The sequence below is a fragment of the Allobosea sp. GW821-FHT12C12 genome (assembly GCF_058807355.1).
This window is the reverse complement of sequence record NZ_JBXAQP010000002.1, coordinates 317,801-333,773: the sequence shown is the minus strand read 5'-3', so window position 1 is coordinate 333,773 and position 15,973 is coordinate 317,801. Positions and strand designations below refer to the sequence as shown.

Genomic DNA, 15,973 nt, shown 5'->3' with positions numbered 1-15,973 from the left:
TTTAGCCGCACCTGCGAGAATCGCATGCCTGTCGAGGGTGCGGTGCGCGGGGGCGGACGGGACGATGGTCGCCCCGGAACGCTACGCCGGACTGCTCCGCCCATCGCGGGGGACGCTTTCGGCGCAACCACAGAGGACGCATCATGACTGGCTCGGCGCCCCGCGCTCCCTTCGTCTCCGGCGAGACCGGCCTCTACCCGGTTCTGCCGCTGCGCGACATCGTCGTTTTCCCCCATATGATCGTGCCGCTCTTCGTCGGCCGCGAGAAGTCCATCCGAGCGCTCGAGGAGGTCGTCAAGACCGACGGGCTGATCCTGCTCGCCACGCAGAAGAACGCCGGCGACGACGATCCCGACACCGCCGACATCTACGAGATCGGCACGCTGGCGCGCGTGCTGCAGCTGCTGAAGCTGCCCGATTCGACCGTGAAGGTGCTGGTCGAGGGCGTCGGCCGCGCCAGGGCGACCTCCTATGTCGCCGACGACGCGTTCTACCAGGCCGAGGCCAAGGGTCTGGCCGAGGAGGACGGCAAGAAGGTCGAGGTCGAGGCGCTCGGCCGCTCGGTGATCAGCGAGTTCGAGAGCTATGTGAAGCTCAACAAGAAGATCTCGCCCGAGATCGTCGCCGCCGTCTCGCAGATCGACGAGCCGTCGAAGCTCGCAGACACGGTCGCCTCGCATCTCGCCGTCAAGATCGCCGACCGGCAGGCGGTGCTGGAGATCACCCATGTCGCGCACCGGCTGGAGAAGGTTCTCTCGCTGATGGAAAGCGAGATGTCGGTGCTGCAGGTCGAGAAGCGCATCCGCTCGCGCGTCAAGCGCCAGATGGAGAAGACCCAGCGCGAATATTATCTCAACGAGCAGATGAAGGCGATCCAGAAGGAACTCGGCGACGGCGAGGAGGGCCGCGACGAACTGGCCGAACTCGAGGAGCGCATCGCCCGGACCAAGCTCTCCAAGGAGGCCCGCGACAAGGCGGTCGCCGAGATGAAGAAGCTGCGCCAGATGTCGCCGATGTCGGCGGAGGCGACGGTGGTGCGCAACTATCTCGACTGGATGCTGGGCATCCCTTGGGGCAAGAAGTCGAAGATCAAGAAGGATCTGACCATCGCGCAGGGCGTGCTCGACGACGATCATTTCGGCCTCGACAAGGTCAAGGACCGGATCGTCGAATATCTCGCCGTGCAGCAGCGCGCCAACCGGCTCGCCGGCCCGATCCTGTGCCTCGTCGGCCCTCCCGGCGTCGGCAAGACCTCGCTCGGCAAGTCGATCGCCAAGGCGACGGGGCGCGAGTTCGTGCGCATGTCGCTTGGCGGCGTGCGCGACGAGGCCGAGATCCGCGGCCACCGCCGGACCTATATCGGCTCGATGCCCGGCAAGATCATCCAGTCGATGAAGAAGGCGAAGACCGCCAACCCGCTGATCCTGCTCGACGAGATCGACAAGATGGGCCAGGACTTCCGCGGCGACCCGTCGGCGGCCCTGCTGGAGGTGCTCGATCCCGAGCAGAACGCCACCTTCAACGACCATTACCTCGAGGTCGACTACGACCTGTCGAACGTGATGTTCGTGACCACGGCCAACACGCTGAACATCCCGCCGGCGCTGCTGGACCGGATGGAGGTGATCCGCATCGCCGGCTACACCGAGGACGAGAAGGTCGAGATCGCGCGTCGCCACCTGATCCCGGGCGCGATCAAGAAGCATGGCCTCGAATCGAAGGAATGGTCGATCGACGACGAGGCGCTGATGATGCTGGTGCGCCGCTACACCCGGGAGGCCGGCGTCCGCAATCTCGAGCGCGAGCTCTCCAACACCGTGCGCAAGGCGGTGAAGGACATCGTGCTCGGGAAGTCGAAGAGCGTCGCCGTCACGCCGGCCGTGCTGGAGGACTATCTCGGTCCGCCGAAGTATCGCTACGGGATGGCCGAGACCGAGGACGGCGTCGGCGTCGTCACCGGGCTGGCCTGGACCGAGGTCGGCGGCGAACTGCTGACGATCGAAGGCGTGATGATGCCCGGCAAGGGCAAGATGACCGTCACCGGCAATCTCAAGGACGTGATGAAGGAATCGATCTCGGCGGCGGCGTCCTATGTCCGTTCGCGCGCCATCGATTTCGGCATCGAGCCGCCCCTGTTCGACCGGCGCGACATCCACGTCCACGTGCCGGAAGGCGCGACGCCGAAGGACGGCCCCTCCGCCGGCATCGCCATGGCGACCTCGATCGTCTCGGTGCTGACCGGCATCCCGACGCGCCGCGACCTCGCAATGACCGGCGAGGTGACGCTGCGGGGCAGGGTGCTGCCGATCGGCGGTCTGAAGGAGAAGCTGCTCGCGGCGCTGCGCGGCGGCATCAAGAAGGTGCTGATCCCCGAGGACAACGCCAAGGATCTGGTCGACCTGCCGAAATCGGTGAGGGAAGGCATGGAGATCGTGCCGGTCTCGCGGATGGAGCAGGTGCTGCAGCACGCGCTGACGCGCCAGCCCGTGCCGATCGTCTGGGAAGAGGATCTGAAGGCGCTTCCGCCCAAGGGCGTCGAAGAGGACGGGGCCGGCGTCGTCGCGCACTGAGACGAGCGGAGCCGACCGAGAACCAGGCCGTCGGGAGCGATCCCGCCGGCCTTTTTCGTTGGCTCACGGCGACGCGGACTTTCGCCGCTAGTCCATATTTGGTAGGCAGCGCCGCGGAGGGCGGTTAGCTCAGTCGGTAGAGCGTCTCCTTTACACGGAGAGGGTCGGCGGTTCGAGCCCGTCACCGCCCACCAGCCTTCGCCCCGGGGCTGCGGCTCAGGCCCGGCCGGATGCTTGTCCGGAACGGGACCGGAGGACGAAGGCCGCCGCGCCGAAGTTGCGCAGCGACGGAGGCGAACCGGCGATGCGCGGTCGCGCCGGGCTCTCCGCCTGTCGCTCCAAAATCCACCGCCGCGTCGATTTGCCGGCGCTCCGTGCTTGACACGTCCGGCCCCGCGCCATAATCCCAACCCGCTGGAGGCCGAGGCCTCCGATGCCCTGCGCGGGCGTAGCTCAGTTGGTTAGAGTGCCGGCCTGTCACGCCGGAGGTCGCGGGTTCGAGCCCCGTCGCCCGCGCCATTAAAATCAAAGACTTACCTCTATCTAGGTGTCTTCGGTTACACTTTTTTGGGCCCCTTGGTTACACTTTTCGACCCGGTTTGTTCTTTCTGAGCTTCGCCCGCCCCTCTTTGCGGTCGGAATCAACGTCGCGAACGGTTGCGATATTGACCGGGTTATAGGTCTGTTGAAGCCGCGTCGATGCCGCGAGGGTGTTTGCCATCTTGGTTGAGATGGCTTGGGCACTCGCGCCACCGGCGGTCGCCTCGACAGTACCGGACCTGCGCATATCGGCGAGTTGCCTAGTTTCGCTCGGACCGAACTCAGCGGCCCGGACGACGCGAAAGTCGAACCCGAGCTTGTTCTTGGAGTATGGCGCGGGTTGGTGGGGCTTGCCGCCCTTGGATGTCGTGCCACTTCCTCGCGTGCGGAAGATCGGTGCGTTGGATAAAAGTTCGAAGCCCAGCGACAGGATGTAAGCATCCAGAAGCCGAGTCGCCCGTTTGCCGAGCGAACCAGCCGCAGGCCTGTTGGTCTTGGCTCTCGCGAGAGCAAATATCGCGCCGTAGAGGTCATCCGCACGCTGCCCCGTGGTCAGAGATCGCAGGTCAATGGGAGAAAGCTGACTGTCCCACGCGGCGGCCATGAGGGCGGCAAGACCCTTGTACCCCATCCTCCATGCGCGCTTGACGAGACGAACGACTTCGCCCTCAAGCCAGATCGTCTGACGAGGCGCAGCTGCCGTGTTTGCGACGGCCAGCGACGGGTCGGTCTTGCCGCGCGTATAGCCCATGGCAGCCATTCTGACCCACAGAGCGCGCCAGACCTTGATGACGCGATGACGTTCTGTCACCGAGACCTTCTGCTCGATCTTGGGGATTAACCCCTTGGCTTTGTTGGTAGCCGGATCGAGACACAGGAAGTGCTCAGTCTGGATTGTTGTTGGGTCGACGTCGCCGAACGCGGGACCGAGCCACTTCCATGCGCGCAGCCAGTCGTCCCGGCTTTCCTGATCCTTGTTGCGCTTCTGGCCCTTCATGACGCGACCTGCGTCACGAAGTTTCAGCGCGCGTTCATAGGCTTCACCAACGCTACCTGTCGGCCAGCGCGGCTTGGTGACTGTTTCGCCACGGCGAATTCGATCCCACTCGTCGTTGAGCCCGATAGCGCGTGCTTTGTCCTGGGCGCTGGGGTGGTTCTGCCCTCCGATGATCACGCCTTTGCTCAGGGTCGTGAATCTGAAGCCGTGAGGCTTCATCGCGGCAGAAGGTTTGTATCGCCACCTCTTCTTCATGAAGATTAGGTGGCGGATCTTGTCTTGTCCCATCTCACATCCGCTCGATGCGGTCATCGACCACCTCCCGAGCGTCGAGCGCGCGATTTCTCAGGGGTAGGATGAACCTATTGTCCATCCATTCGTCGATTTTCTTCAGGTCATAGTGGCCGGTATCGGCATCGGGCGACGGGAAGCCCCGGGCAAAAAGGCGCGGTAGCAGAGCCTGAAACTCCGCTTCCGAGAGATGCAGACGACGCGCGGCCTTGGCCGACGGAACATCACGTGGATCGACCGAAAACCGCAGACGCGAGGGCTGTGGCGCGACGGGCTTCAAACCGCACCTACAATCTGATGCGAGACTAGAGGTCCTCGGGTCCCGCGGGCCCGCCGCTCAGAGCGTTCGCTGCGCTTGGCCGCAAGGTTGTTCAAGTCTGGCTTGCCGCTATTCTTGCCCACTGCCGTCGCTCCTGTCGAGGAGCGAGAGGCTGGCAGGGCGGTGCCGGGGCCGACATGAATCTAATTGGGACCGACGTCCGTTTTCAGATTTAGGGCATGAGAGGAGGCAGGCGAAGAGTTCCGCTCTGCCCTGGCTGATCGCATCGACCGAGGACTTGCTTCAACGTGTCGAAGCCACAGACGCACTCGATCCGGGCGCAGATCCATTCGAGCCCGAAATGTACCGGGACAGTGTTCGGAAACAGCCGTACCCGCCACCACTGGTTGATGTTTGGGGCCTCTTTGTGAATCCGGAGATAGCGCACGAGATCCCAGGTGATGGGGGCCGGCTCCCCACGGTTCAGCCGACCGGCGAACACCGCCAAGTCGAACACCCTATGGTAGTCGATCGTCTCGGGAGCGCCATGATAGCACTGCCATATGCGGGACGCGTTCACGCCGCTGACGAAAGAGACAAGGATCAGCTCCATGATCGAGAGATCGGGCAGACTATCCAGCATGTCGCGGGAGATGGTCATGTCGCTGCGACGCTTGCCTTTGGCGATCTCGATCAGCGTCGCGCGAAACCCCTTCGCTGTCACCTGGGCTGCGTTTCGTGCCCGACCTACCAACTCGATCGCCTTGACGTGGCCATCCCGCAGTCCTTGCAGGGTTTCGGCATCATCCGCCGCAGCCAGGCGCGTGGCTTTCGCTGGGGTGAGATAGCCTCGGTAAGCGGTTTCCCACTGGGCCTCGCGCTCCCGGATGTGACACCTGCCCTTGGTCAACAGCGTCTCGACGGATGAAGGTCCCAGGACGATCGGCTTCAAGACGTCATAAATCGATGTCGGGACCGTCTTGCGATTTCGCGTCGCGTTCTTGCGGGTTTCGACCGCTGCGAACGCTTCCACGATGCATTCGAGGTCGGCGACAAGGCAGCTCTGAACGTGATCAAGCTCCGTCTCGAGTTCCGTCCGAGGCTTCATCCCTTTGCGGATGCCCGCATAAGGGTCCGGCGCTGGCGGCAATGTCGGGCGGAAGCGAATCGGAATGAAGTGTTGGGCGGCGCTTAGAGAGCGCATAAATTCCGGCACCAGTCGCGGGACCGTTCCCCAGATTTCCAGGATGCTCATGACGCAACTCCACACCCGAATCAGTTGCTCGATTCTACGCGAGCGTGACGTTCAGCCGTAGATGTCGCGGCAACGCGGTGAATTCGACCGAAAACCTGACAATTCTACCGAATTCGCGGAAGGGGTTTTCAGGCCTGCCTCCGATGCTCTCCGTCGAGCAAGGGCAGGGCTGCAGCAGATGACGGATATGTTCGAGGGACCGACCGAGGGTCCGTTCAGCGCTCACGAGCTCAAGGCCCGGACCTTTGCGCCGCTGCAGTTCATCGTCGATGGCCTGATCCCAAACGGCCTGACCGTGCTGGCCGGTGCGCCGAAGGTTGGCAAGAGCTGGCTCAGTCTCGATATCGCGCTGTCGGTGGCCAGGGGGACTGCTGTTCTCGATGAGAGAGTGCATCGATGCGGGGAGGGTGCCGTTCTCTATCTGGCGCTCGAAGATAGCGAGCGTCGCCTGCGAGGCCGCCTAGAGCAGTTGTTGGGCACAGGTCCAGCCTGGCCGGACAACCTGTTTTTTGAGACGACCTGGCCGCGCATGGACGCAGACGGTCTGGAACGGCTCGACCACTGGGCGGCCACGACCGATGCCGCTCGGTTGATCATCATTGACGTCTTTCACAAGGTTCGCGCAGCGACCGGGGCGCAGGCAAGTTATGAGCGGGATTATGCCGACCTCACCGCGCTCCAGAAGCTCGCCCGTGACAGAGACATTGGCATCCTCTTGATCCATCATCTGCGCAAATCTGGTGGAGAGCCCTTCGAGAGAATGACGGGCTCAACGGGACTTCAAGGTGCCGCCGACACGCTGATCGTTCTCGACAAGGGCCGAGGCACAACGCGCCTCCTCGCCCGAGGGCGGGACATCGAAGAAACCGAACAGGAACTTGATTTCGATAAGACGGCGATGCGATGGCGGTTGTCTCATTCAAGAGCCGCTGGCCGTCATTACCCCGAGCGCGACCGGATCAAGGCACTGCTTGCGCAGCATTCGACGGTGCTGTCCGCGAGCGAAATCGCACGGGCAACCGGGCAGACAGACGACGCTGTGCGACAGCTGCTCCGGTCCATGGTCACAGATGGTGAGATCGCCTGGGTATCCGGGGGCGATATGCCGCCCGCCAAACAGCTCATCTTTTGGCTTCAAACGGCAATCAGATCGATCACAACGATCATAACCATCACAACGCTCCTCTTGATGAGGACCGCGAACGCGCAGCCTACGAGGACGAACTGAAGCGTCGTGACGCAGCTCTACAGGCCTCGGCCGACGCCGACCCAGCTGGAGTCGAGGTCGCCGCCGACACCTTCGACATGATGCTCGATTGGCTCGCCCAGGTGAAGGCAGGGGCCGCCCGCTAACCCGCTCAGGCCGAGCGCGATCGCTGACTGGCGGAGCGCCAGTGGTTGGGCCGGCGCGCGATCTTCCCCATCACCCAGTCATAGACGATGCGTTCCAGGATGATGAGGAGCCTGTCGGAATCCTCACCCGTCGGGCGGAAGATGTAGATCTCCTCCGCCTTGTCGATGCGAAGGGCCTCACCGAACTTATAGCGGGTCCACCGGATCTGCTCCTCGGGGGCGAGGCCTAACGTGGCGCAATGCTGACGTCCGGCGGGCGTCTGCAGGAAAGCGTTGAAGCTGGCATTCCGGATCCGCTGATGGAGCAGCTTTTCGAAGACGCGCTTGCTCATATCGTGGGGGCGACGCAGCGCGAAAAGATGGCCGTCCAGGCTGACGGGCGAGCCGGGCAGGGGCTGTCTCCGAGGAGCGAACTGCTGGAACTCCCAGTCCTGGAAGCCGGTTTCCGGCCGATGCCCATCAGGTGTCAGGACATGCGAGGCGTAACGCATCCGGTTCAGGGCCTCGAGCCGGCCGCGCGGATCAGCGAGCTCGGTCGCCGAAAGCTTGTACAGCGGCATGTGGAGACGGTCGGCGACGCTCTTGAGACCGCTTGCTCGATCAGGCGTATCAAAGTCGACGCCGCAGCAGGCAACGTAGGGATAGGTCCAGACGCCCGGCTGGTAGCGGCCGATGAAGGCAGGATCTGTGAATGCCGTATCGGGGAGGGGCCGGATGCCTGGGCCGCCGACCCTCGGCCACTGCGTCTTGAGATAGCAGGAAACGGCGGCGGCGCTGCCAATGGGCTGGAGCCGGCGCAGAGAAGATTGGGGTGCGCCTGGAACGGTCGTGGTCATGGTCTTCATTCGTCTTTCTGTGTTTGATCGTCGGCTGGAGGTTCCTGAGGGGTCCGACCGTCCCTCACTCGCGTGCCTTCTCTCCCTTCGATGCTGATCGGATGAACCCGATCGGCCGTTTCGCGGCCTCTTTCCCGGCCAGCAGGACCCGCTCGGCGCCCTGAATGTCCGCGTCTATGAGGTCGCTGCGACCGGCTTCGCAGGCGAAACCCATGGCGATGGTCCAGAGGCGCGACAGGGTCCGAGGGTTATGCCCGGCAGTCGCCGCGAACAGTGCGGGCGCCGGCTCCGCGAAGGCTCGGCCAGCCCGGAGGTTTGCCTCATGGAAGATGCTCTGCTGGATGGCGAGCATCTCGGCCTCCTTTGTCTCGACCTCGAACACGATCAACCGGTCGATGATGCTCGGCGGCAGGGGATCGAGGCTGTTGGCGGTGGCGAACCAGAAGATGTGGTCGGCCCGGATCGGCAGATCGACGAACTCGTCGAGGAAGCAGGCGGCGTTCTCGCTCTCGAGGAGCGAGTGCAGGACCTGTATCGGGGTTTCATTCGGGTTGATCGGCGAGGCCTTCTCGATCTCGTCGATGATGATGAGCGGAGAAGCGTGGCTGGCCTCGATGAGCATCTTCGCCACCTTGCCAGGCCCTGATGCTTTCCAGACGGGTGAGAGCCCGCTGAACGTCGATCCGCGGTCCGTCATCATGTTCATCGCGATGACCTCGCTTTGAACGGCGAGCGCTTCGGCGAGCTTGCGGGCGTAGAAGGTTTTGCCGACGCCCGGCGCCCCGACCACAACGGCTGGATCGAGCCGCAGGGGCGTGTTGGTCACATAACTCAGCATCGCCGCCCTGACCGCCCAGGCCGTGACCGCAGCGAACTGCGGGCAGATGAGATCAAGGGCTTTCAGGCGCACGAGCATGGCCTCATCCGCAATAACGAGCTTGCGCCATGGGCCGCGGCTGTCGTGGAGCATGCGGCTCCAGAGCCTGATCTGGCGCGCCTGCGCGGTGTCCTCATCGTTGTTGGCTTCAGCGAGGTCGCCGATGAAGCCATCGCAACGCCCGAGCCGCCGCGCGAGCCGGTCGGCGTCGAAGATCTCGACCGCCGGTGCGGTGGGCTGGGACGGCTCCCTATCCGGCTCGGTTTCGCGGTGCATAGGTCCGCCGTCGGGGCGTTGGTCGCGCAGCCGGTCCATCAGAGCGCCGCGGCCGTGGCCACGCCACGCCGCTACAAGGTCGATGTCGTCGTCCGAATGAGCCTTGATCATGTTCATCACGCCCCTCACAGCTCAACGCCGCTGAGCGCGGTGATGAAGGGCGGACCTTGCCGCGCGATGCGGCGTCCGACGCCAAGGGCGATCTCGACCAGGGCTCGCATGTGATCGGGGTCGAAGCTGCGCTCGGAGATCAGGCGCTCGGCGTCGAGCTTGACGACCAGATCATCCGTGGTTCGCGCGGGCCAAAGGCCAACCCGACAGAGCTTTGCATAGGCGAGGACGAGGGCGCCACGCGTCGCTCCATACCAGTATGGACCGACCTCCTCGGGCTCCGACCAGGCATCGATAAATCCCAGGTGGACTCGGGCTTCGTTCAGCAAGGCGGAGAGCTTTGGAGGCCGCTTGAACCAAGCTTCGAGCGCGAGAGCGTCCTCCAGCCTGTAGCCCCCAGGCGCGGTGCTGGCGGCGTCCAAAGTGTGGCCGTAGACCTCGCCACGGAACCGGGTCGGGGTCTCTTGATGCTCCGGCGGGACGCGCCCGTCGCGGGTCAGGCCCATGATTTCGGAAGAGCGGTGGCGCTGCAGCGCGCGCATCATCAGCTCGGTGGCGTGGACGCCTCTGCCGCTTCGATACTGCTCATCGCGCTCGCGTGACAACACGGCCCGCGCGACGCGATCCTCAGGGGAGATCGCCGGCACGAGCAGCATGGCGATCTCGCTGGCGTGAGCGAGAATGGCGAGCGCATTGCCGGTGTCGACGCGTTCCTTGAGTGCGGGAGGGTCAGCCTCAGCGAGCGCAAGGAAGCGCGCATATTGACGAGCATGAACGAGAGCCTGATCGCGCAGGTCGAGGAGCGGCGGCAGGCGGTCGAACAAAGTCGCGTAGCGCTCGAGGTCGTCGGCCATCTCGGGCAGCCGCGTCTCGATCGCGGCAAGCGCATCGATGACGGTGGCTGTCTCCGTCGAGAGGTTGAGGTCACGAAGCGTTGCGGTGGTGATGTCGGTCATGGTCCTGGTCCCGTGGGTCGGCTCGGTTGAGCTGCACACAAGCTGCTGCCATCACGACGAAAGGCGCGACGAAGTCCGTCGCGCCTTTGGAAGCCTTGTCCGGACTGCCCCGGAGCGTTACTCGCTCACCGCCCCATGCCGTAGCCGCTGCGGGCGGCTGCCCATTCGATGGCGGCACGCAGGTGCTCGGGATCGCGATGGCGCGGTCCGATCAAGTCGAGCGCCTTTCGCTGGATCGCGACCTCGTCAGCGTCGCTAGCCGGCCACAGGACCAGCCGTGCCAGCCTTGCATAGGCCAGCAACATCGCGCCCCGGATGGCTGCATCCAATAGCGCTGGCTCGCTCACGCGTCGCTGTACCCGCCGCCAGAGGTCAACCTGCGCCAGCACGGCGCACGCACCGGCGAGCAAGTCGCCAGGATCGATCCCCGTCTCCAGCCAGAGCGCCATCGACGGCGCCAGCGCGAGCGGATAGGCCGCTGCCTCGCCTGGCTGTGCGGAGAGCGCATCTGGCGACGCCTGCGGCAGCCGGGGCTGGCGAAGGTGCTGCTCGCTCATCGCGACAAGCGCACCGCCGCAGATCATGTCCGTCTGGTGGCGGAGCGCCGCGTCGCGTGAACGTCTCGCCTGCGCGCGGAGCGCTCGACGGACACTGGCGAGCGCCCGATGATCCTCCGCATCGCGCGGCGCGATCAGAATCGTGGCGACATTGGTGCAGTCGATCAGCAGCGCGAGCGCTCTGGCGCAGCTGAGGACCTCGGCAGTGGCGGTGATCTGCCCCTCGCGCACCTGATCGAGCAGGCGGCCAAGCTCATCGGTATGGAAGCGGGCGCGGGCGCGGATGGCGACCAGTGAAGGCCGGTCCTGCCAGATCGCAGCGAAGCGCCGCAGTGGCCGCGCGTCATCGTCGATGAGACGCTCCAGCGCCTCGAGTTCGTCGGTCAGGTGAACGAGCGGAAACCGTCCGCGGGTCGTCCCCGCAGCATCCTGCTCGCGCTGATCTTGGTCCAGACCGTCGCTAGGCGGCAGGAACGGTTCGGGAATCTCGATATTCATGGTTGCTTCTCATCGGGGTCCTAGCCGGTCGGCTACGCACCTCTCCGTCACCTCCGGCAGCGAACGAGGACGCCGCAAACGGCGGCGCCCCCTTCGCGATCGGCGGTGTTTGCGCAGGGTGCGCCGGTCAGCGCTGTCGCTCGCTGTCCTCGACCCGCCGCTGCATGAGCCGAAGCTCCTTCAGCCGCTCGGCGGCGGCCTGCGCGAACAGGACGACGTCGCGCAGTCGCTCATCTTGAAGTCGATCGACGATCGCGTTGATGCGGCCTCCAGACGTCCCGTCGTCCTTGGTGGCGACGGAGGCGATCAGGCATGCCCGCGCCAGATCAGCAGCAGCCAGCAGCCTGGCGCCGTGGCAGGCGCCCTGGAGCCGGTCGAGGCGCTCGCGATCGAGCTCATCGGCCTCGCTGGCAACCGCGAAGCGATCGGCATCGTCGAGCTGCAGGCTGGCGCGCTCGATCAGCGTGCCCGCCGGCGCGAGGTTGCGCAGGAAGGTCATGAGACTCAGCCCCTGTTCGAGCCCGATCATCGCCGGCTGAGCGTCCCAGACCTCGTCGAGGCCGGGCACCGTCGCAGCGTCGAAGGTGAGGTCCGCATGGCCGGTGTCAGCCATGCCCGGATAGGCAAACGCCTTGCGGGCGAGCGCTGCGAACGCCTGGTCGCCGCCGACAGCGGCGACGACGTCGTCTAGAACGCGTCGGCGGGCCTCGAAGTCGCGCTGCGAGCGGGGCGGCGCGAGCGCAACCGTGACGGTCGCGGCGGCGTCGAGCAGCGAGAGCCCGATCAGCACGTCGAAGAGGTAGGTGATCTGTTGGCGGTCGGAGGTGCCGGCCAGCGCGACGAAGCGCGTCACCTCGTCGGCGTAGCCGATGGCATGGGAGCTGATCTCGCCGAGCGAGAAGCTCTTCGCCGCGAAAGCGGCATAGCCCTGCTCCAGCCCGGCTTTGAGCGACAGCTGGTTGCTGAAGCTGGCAAGCTCGTCGGTGATTGCCCGACCCGGCAGGTCGAGCTCGATGTCGGCGAGCGACAGCGCTTTGATGGTGGTCATGTTGTCGTCCCAGGTTCCTTGGGGGTCACAGCCACGTGGCTGCGCATTTCCGTCCGGTCCCGGAATCGAAGAGGCGCCCGCACGCGGACGCCTCCCTTGTTATGCCTTCAGATGGCCTGTGCTGCGCGCTAGCTACACCAGGGCACTCCACTCGAAGACAAGCCGGTCGCGGCTGTCCGGCGGCAGCGATTTGACCCAGGCGGCATCGGCCGTGACGTGCCGGATCGCCGCCTGCATGTGAGCAGGATCGCCCATCTCGCCGCGCAGGTTGATCAGCGCGACGATCTCCTTCTTGATCACCAGCGCGGCGCGGTTGTGCACCGGCCAGATCATGACCTGTGCCGCGGCGAGGTAGCCTGCGATGCGCGCGCCGTCGGCCGCGACCATCAGCTCGCTCGCGTTCTCCGGACCGCGCTGGGCCAGCGCGATCAGGCGGTCGCAAGTCTCGAACAGGCTCCGGGCCCGCTGCAGCAGGCGATCGAGATCGGGCAAGGCGCTGGCGTAACCGACCCATTCCGCGATTTGGTTATGGGCGTAGGCTGGCGGGCCGCCCCGGAGCTCGAGGCCGGTGGAGAGCTCCCAGCGCTCGAGCGGCCAGGTCGCCAGTCCGCGACTGTCGCTCGCTGGCGCCGCCGGTGCGGGCGGCAACATGAGCGCCGGCACGCTGAAGGCGGTGCGCTTCCAGCGCAGGCGGCACGCCAGCGTCGCGTCCATCGTCGAGACGAAGCTCTTGTCGCGGCGATGGTGCAGGGCGCCGGTCGCCTCGCCGAGGGCGAGCTTGGCCTCGGCGCTGTCCAGATTGTCCGCGGGCCAGATTGCCGTCAGCGCGACCAGGCTCAGGCTCATGATCTGAAGCCCGGCACAGGCGAGGTCGTACTCGCGCTCGCCGAGGTCTTTGGCGAGATTCAGCCGGAACTCCTCGTTCGAGAGGCTTTTTGCGTTGCGCGCCGCCGCCTTCAGGTCGATCGGCTGGCGGCGGAACGCCACCAACTCCGCGACGCTCGGGTCATCGCTGCTGATGATCTCGACCGCCATCGCGATCGGATCGCGCAGCGCCCGGTTCCCGGGCTCTTCCACAGGGCCTTCGCCGCGCTTGGCGAGCGAGCGCCCGCCATCCTCGGTATTTCTGGTCATTTGAGGGAACTTTCCTATGGGGTTACGACCATCTGGCCGCGTCATCCCTCCCTCCGCCATGGACAGAGGCGTCCCCGCCGGGGACGCCTCCATCAGCCCTTGCGGTGCTCGTTTGGTCAGACCACGGGCAGCCACATCGGTGCGAGTTCCAGCGTGGCGCCAAGCCTGAACTGCTTTGCGATCCAGTTCGCCTCGCTGATCAAGTGGCGGATGGCCGCCTGTTGATGCAGGGCGTCGCCTCGACAAGCCCGTTCGTTGACGAGCGCGACCAGCCGGTGCTTCGCCTGCGCATCGGCGGAGTGCAGCATCGCCGGCCAGATCGCAGCCCGCGCCGCCGCGAGATAGGCGAGCAGGCGCGCACCCTCGGCCGCACGGCGCAGCGGGCGAGGATCCTCGGAGGTGGTACCTGCCAGGACTATGAGCCTGTCGGACGTCGCCATCATCCGCGCAAAGCGATCGACGAGATTGGACAGCGTCGGATAGTCATCGACGAAGGCCGACCAGCGCATGAGCTGCTGGCCAGCGATCGAGGCGTCGCCGCCTTCGAGCGGCACCGTGTCGACCAGATCGAAGCGCGAGAGCGGCCAGGTGGCGAGCCCGCGGTCGGCCTCGGCGGGAGCCGCCGGGCCGGGAGGGACGATGAGATCACCGACCGCGAAGGCGGCGCGGTGCAGCCTGATCCGCTCGGCCGTCTCGGCGTCGAGGGAGGGCGCCTGGCCATAGTCGGTGTCGTCGCCATGGAAAGCGGTCGCTTTCGCCGCCGCCTTCTTGGCGTCAGCGTCCTGGACGGTATCGACCGGCCAGATCGCGACCATCGCGGTGCAGCTCAAGGCCACGATCTTCAGGCTGATCCGGGCCATCTTGACGTGATTGCCTTCGCTGAGCCGGAACCAGAGCCGCTCGGCTTCGTCCTCGCAGCGCTTCGCTTCGATGGCGAACCGTTTGAGATCAGGCGCGCTGTTCCTGAAAGCGATGAGCTCGGCGAGGGTGGGGTCATCACCAATGGCCCCCGTGACGGCGGCGAGCGGATCGCTGATCGAACCTTGCGGGTTCTGGCTGCCGGTGTCGGGGGCGGCTTCCATCGGAGCGAGGCTCCGGTCCTTGTCGTTGTCGGTCATGGTCTTGTTCTCGTGGGTCACAGCCCCATCGGCTGCGCTTCACCTCCGTTCGCTGAAAACGAGAAAGGCGCCCCACGCGGGGGCGCCATCTTGATGTCGGCCATGGTGCTGTGGTTCAGGCGGCGCGCGGCAATGGCGTGCCGCGCCCGGCCAGCCACCGCTCGATCGCGTCGAGCTGGCGGACCCGGGCAGCATCGCCCGGAATGGTCCCGGCCTTCAGCTCTGCGATGCGCTGCAAGGCGATGGGGCGCGTGAGCCAAGGCACGTTATCCTGCGTATCGAGGCGATGCGCGAACCACGCCGCGCCCTTCTCGCGCTCTGCGGCGGAAAGCTCCTCCGGCGCTTCCAACCAAGCCCAGCGGTTGGCGAAAGCTTTCAGCCTGACGTCGCCGAGAAGCTCGCGGCCGAGCCGCACCCGTTGGTCCCATTCGACCTCATGCCAGCGCCGCGAGGTGATCGCGTCCTCGCGGCTGATGAAGCCGCCGCTGTAGAGGCTATCGTCCGGCCAGGGGCTCGGCTCCTTGCCGGAGAAGCGCCCGGCCAGCGCAATCGCGAGGTTGTCGTGGAAGCACGCATGGCCGCGGATCCGGGCCAGACGGGCCTGCAACTCTCCATCCGGCGGGACCTCACCCTGTGCAGCGGGAGCCGCCATCCCCCAGGGCAACAAAATCGGCTGGGCATTGGTTTTGACCAGCCGGATCGGGCGCTCGCCCTTCGCGAAGAGCAATTCGCCGAGCTGCTCGGGTGTAGCGTCGAGATAAGCTGGATCGACCGTGAGATCGGCGACGGCCCAGGACGAGGCGTTCCCTGGCGTAGGCATGATGCCGCCGACCGGGATCATGCGGTTGAACAGGCCGAGCCCAAGCGGTTCGGGGCGAGCGAGCAGTCCGACCGGCCCGCTTTTATGGGCATTGGCCATCATCACCGCGATGATGGTGGGTGCGCGCTCGCGCAGGAGCCTGAACAGCGCGATCGTGGCATGAACGTCGTTCAACGCGTCGTGAGCGTCGGCCTCGTGGAAGGCGATACCGTTCGCGCGGCAGACCGGCCCCAGCCGCATCGTCAGCTTGCCCTGCGGCGTCACCGGGATGGTGATGGCGTCGAGCGCCAGCATCGCCACCGCCCTCAGCATGATCAGCACGTCGGCGCGGGCCAATCCCGGCATCGAGGTCGCATAGGGCGGGTGCAGCGTCTGCAGGGAGGCGTGACGGACCACCTCCTCGTCGTATGCCATCTGGTTAAAGCCCAGGATGGTGGCGGGCGAAGCGGCGTCGAGGATGCCGGCGATGGCCCGCAT

The 15,973-nt window shown here is 65.5% G+C and carries 13 protein-coding genes and 2 tRNA genes; 4 read left to right on the top strand and 11 right to left on the bottom strand.

Annotated elements, in window-relative coordinates:
- Nucleotides 1-143 precede the first annotated feature (143 nt).
- From lon to AC1RRW_RS04530, 3 genes are all read left to right on the top strand, one after another.
- On the top strand, nucleotides 144-2,570 hold the full coding sequence (lon, locus tag AC1RRW_RS04540; RefSeq protein WP_492899337.1) for an endopeptidase La: 2,427 nt from the start codon (nucleotides 144-146) through the stop codon (nucleotides 2,568-2,570).
- 118 nt (nucleotides 2,571-2,688) lie between these two features.
- Nucleotides 2,689-2,764: transfer RNA gene (locus AC1RRW_RS04535), tRNA-Val, on the top strand.
- Nucleotides 2,765-3,012: 248 nt separating this feature from the next.
- Nucleotides 3,013-3,089: transfer RNA gene (locus AC1RRW_RS04530), tRNA-Asp, on the top strand.
- Nucleotides 3,090-3,150: 61 nt separating this feature from the next.
- Here AC1RRW_RS04530 and AC1RRW_RS04525 read toward each other — a convergent pair.
- The 3 genes from AC1RRW_RS04525 to AC1RRW_RS04515 form a co-directional block, all read right to left on the bottom strand.
- Nucleotides 3,151-4,419 (bottom strand): hypothetical protein, encoded by a 1,269-nt coding sequence (locus AC1RRW_RS04525; RefSeq protein ID WP_492899336.1) that lies wholly within the window; start codon nucleotides 4,417-4,419, stop codon nucleotides 3,151-3,153.
- Nucleotides 4,397-4,678: a hypothetical protein gene (locus AC1RRW_RS04520; RefSeq protein ID WP_492899335.1), complete on the bottom strand. Its 282-nt coding sequence runs from the start codon at nucleotides 4,676-4,678 to the stop codon at nucleotides 4,397-4,399. The genes AC1RRW_RS04525 and AC1RRW_RS04520 overlap by 23 nt, the downstream gene beginning before the upstream one ends.
- Before the next feature lie 211 nt (nucleotides 4,679-4,889).
- Entirely contained in the window at nucleotides 4,890-5,912 is a 1,023-nt protein-coding gene (locus tag AC1RRW_RS04515) for a hypothetical protein (RefSeq protein WP_492899334.1), read from the bottom strand.
- A 178-nt stretch (nucleotides 5,913-6,090) separates the two neighbouring features.
- Between AC1RRW_RS04515 and AC1RRW_RS04510 the strand changes: the two genes are divergently transcribed.
- Entirely contained in the window at nucleotides 6,091-7,140 is a 1,050-nt protein-coding gene (locus AC1RRW_RS04510; RefSeq protein WP_492899333.1) for an AAA family ATPase, read from the top strand.
- A gap of 130 nt (nucleotides 7,141-7,270) precedes the next feature.
- Here the strand turns inward: AC1RRW_RS04510 and AC1RRW_RS04505 are convergent, their stop codons facing one another.
- From AC1RRW_RS04505 to AC1RRW_RS04470, 8 genes are all read right to left on the bottom strand, one after another.
- Nucleotides 7,271-8,110 carry a hypothetical protein gene (locus tag AC1RRW_RS04505; protein WP_492899332.1) on the bottom strand — a complete coding sequence of 280 codons (840 nt, stop codon included), beginning with the start codon at nucleotides 8,108-8,110 and terminating at the stop codon, nucleotides 7,271-7,273.
- Between the two features lie 55 nt (nucleotides 8,111-8,165).
- Nucleotides 8,166-9,371, bottom strand: coding sequence for an AAA family ATPase (locus AC1RRW_RS04500; RefSeq protein ID WP_492899331.1), 1,206 nt, complete (start codon nucleotides 9,369-9,371; stop codon nucleotides 8,166-8,168).
- Between the two features lie 8 nt (nucleotides 9,372-9,379).
- Nucleotides 9,380-10,321: a hypothetical protein gene (locus AC1RRW_RS04495; protein ID WP_492899330.1), complete on the bottom strand. Its 942-nt coding sequence runs from the start codon at nucleotides 10,319-10,321 to the stop codon at nucleotides 9,380-9,382.
- A gap of 125 nt (nucleotides 10,322-10,446) precedes the next feature.
- On the bottom strand, nucleotides 10,447-11,376 hold the full coding sequence (locus AC1RRW_RS04490; protein WP_492899329.1) for a hypothetical protein: 930 nt from the start codon (nucleotides 11,374-11,376) through the stop codon (nucleotides 10,447-10,449).
- A gap of 127 nt (nucleotides 11,377-11,503) precedes the next feature.
- Nucleotides 11,504-12,424 carry a hypothetical protein gene (locus AC1RRW_RS04485; RefSeq protein WP_492899328.1) on the bottom strand — a complete coding sequence of 307 codons (921 nt, stop codon included), beginning with the start codon at nucleotides 12,422-12,424 and terminating at the stop codon, nucleotides 11,504-11,506.
- Nucleotides 12,425-12,556: 132 nt separating this feature from the next.
- Entirely contained in the window at nucleotides 12,557-13,459 is a 903-nt protein-coding gene (locus AC1RRW_RS04480; protein WP_492899327.1) for a hypothetical protein, read from the bottom strand.
- A 215-nt stretch (nucleotides 13,460-13,674) separates the two neighbouring features.
- Entirely contained in the window at nucleotides 13,675-14,640 is a 966-nt protein-coding gene (locus tag AC1RRW_RS04475; protein ID WP_492899326.1) for a hypothetical protein, read from the bottom strand.
- Between the two features lie 151 nt (nucleotides 14,641-14,791).
- Nucleotides 14,792-15,973 carry a hypothetical protein gene (locus AC1RRW_RS04470; RefSeq protein WP_492899325.1) on the bottom strand — a complete coding sequence of 394 codons (1,182 nt, stop codon included), beginning with the start codon at nucleotides 15,971-15,973 and terminating at the stop codon, nucleotides 14,792-14,794.

Coding starts and splice junctions, on each gene's coding strand:
- AC1RRW_RS04515 (WP_492899334.1), bottom strand. CDS start 5,912: ATGAGCATCCTGGAAATCTGGGGAACGGTCCCGCGACTGGTGCCGGAA.
- AC1RRW_RS04505 (WP_492899332.1), bottom strand. CDS start 8,110: ATGAAGACCATGACCACGACCGTTCCAGGCGCACCCCAATCTTCTCTG.
- AC1RRW_RS04495 (WP_492899330.1), bottom strand. CDS start 10,321: ATGACCGACATCACCACCGCAACGCTTCGTGACCTCAACCTCTCGACG.
- AC1RRW_RS04525 (WP_492899336.1), bottom strand. CDS start 4,419: ATGACCGCATCGAGCGGATGTGAGATGGGACAAGACAAGATCCGCCAC.
- AC1RRW_RS04485 (WP_492899328.1), bottom strand. CDS start 12,424: ATGACCACCATCAAAGCGCTGTCGCTCGCCGACATCGAGCTCGACCTG.
- AC1RRW_RS04470 (WP_492899325.1), bottom strand. CDS start 15,973: ATGCGGGCCATCGCCGGCATCCTCGACGCCGCTTCGCCCGCCACCATC.
- AC1RRW_RS04500 (WP_492899331.1), bottom strand. CDS start 9,371: ATGAACATGATCAAGGCTCATTCGGACGACGACATCGACCTTGTAGCG.
- lon (WP_492899337.1), top strand. CDS start 144: ATGACTGGCTCGGCGCCCCGCGCTCCCTTCGTCTCCGGCGAGACCGGC.
- AC1RRW_RS04480 (WP_492899327.1), bottom strand. CDS start 13,459: ATGGCGGTCGAGATCATCAGCAGCGATGACCCGAGCGTCGCGGAGTTG.
- AC1RRW_RS04510 (WP_492899333.1), top strand. CDS start 6,091: ATGACGGATATGTTCGAGGGACCGACCGAGGGTCCGTTCAGCGCTCAC.
- AC1RRW_RS04475 (WP_492899326.1), bottom strand. CDS start 14,640: ATGGAAGCCGCCCCCGACACCGGCAGCCAGAACCCGCAAGGTTCGATC.
- AC1RRW_RS04490 (WP_492899329.1), bottom strand. CDS start 11,376: ATGAATATCGAGATTCCCGAACCGTTCCTGCCGCCTAGCGACGGTCTG.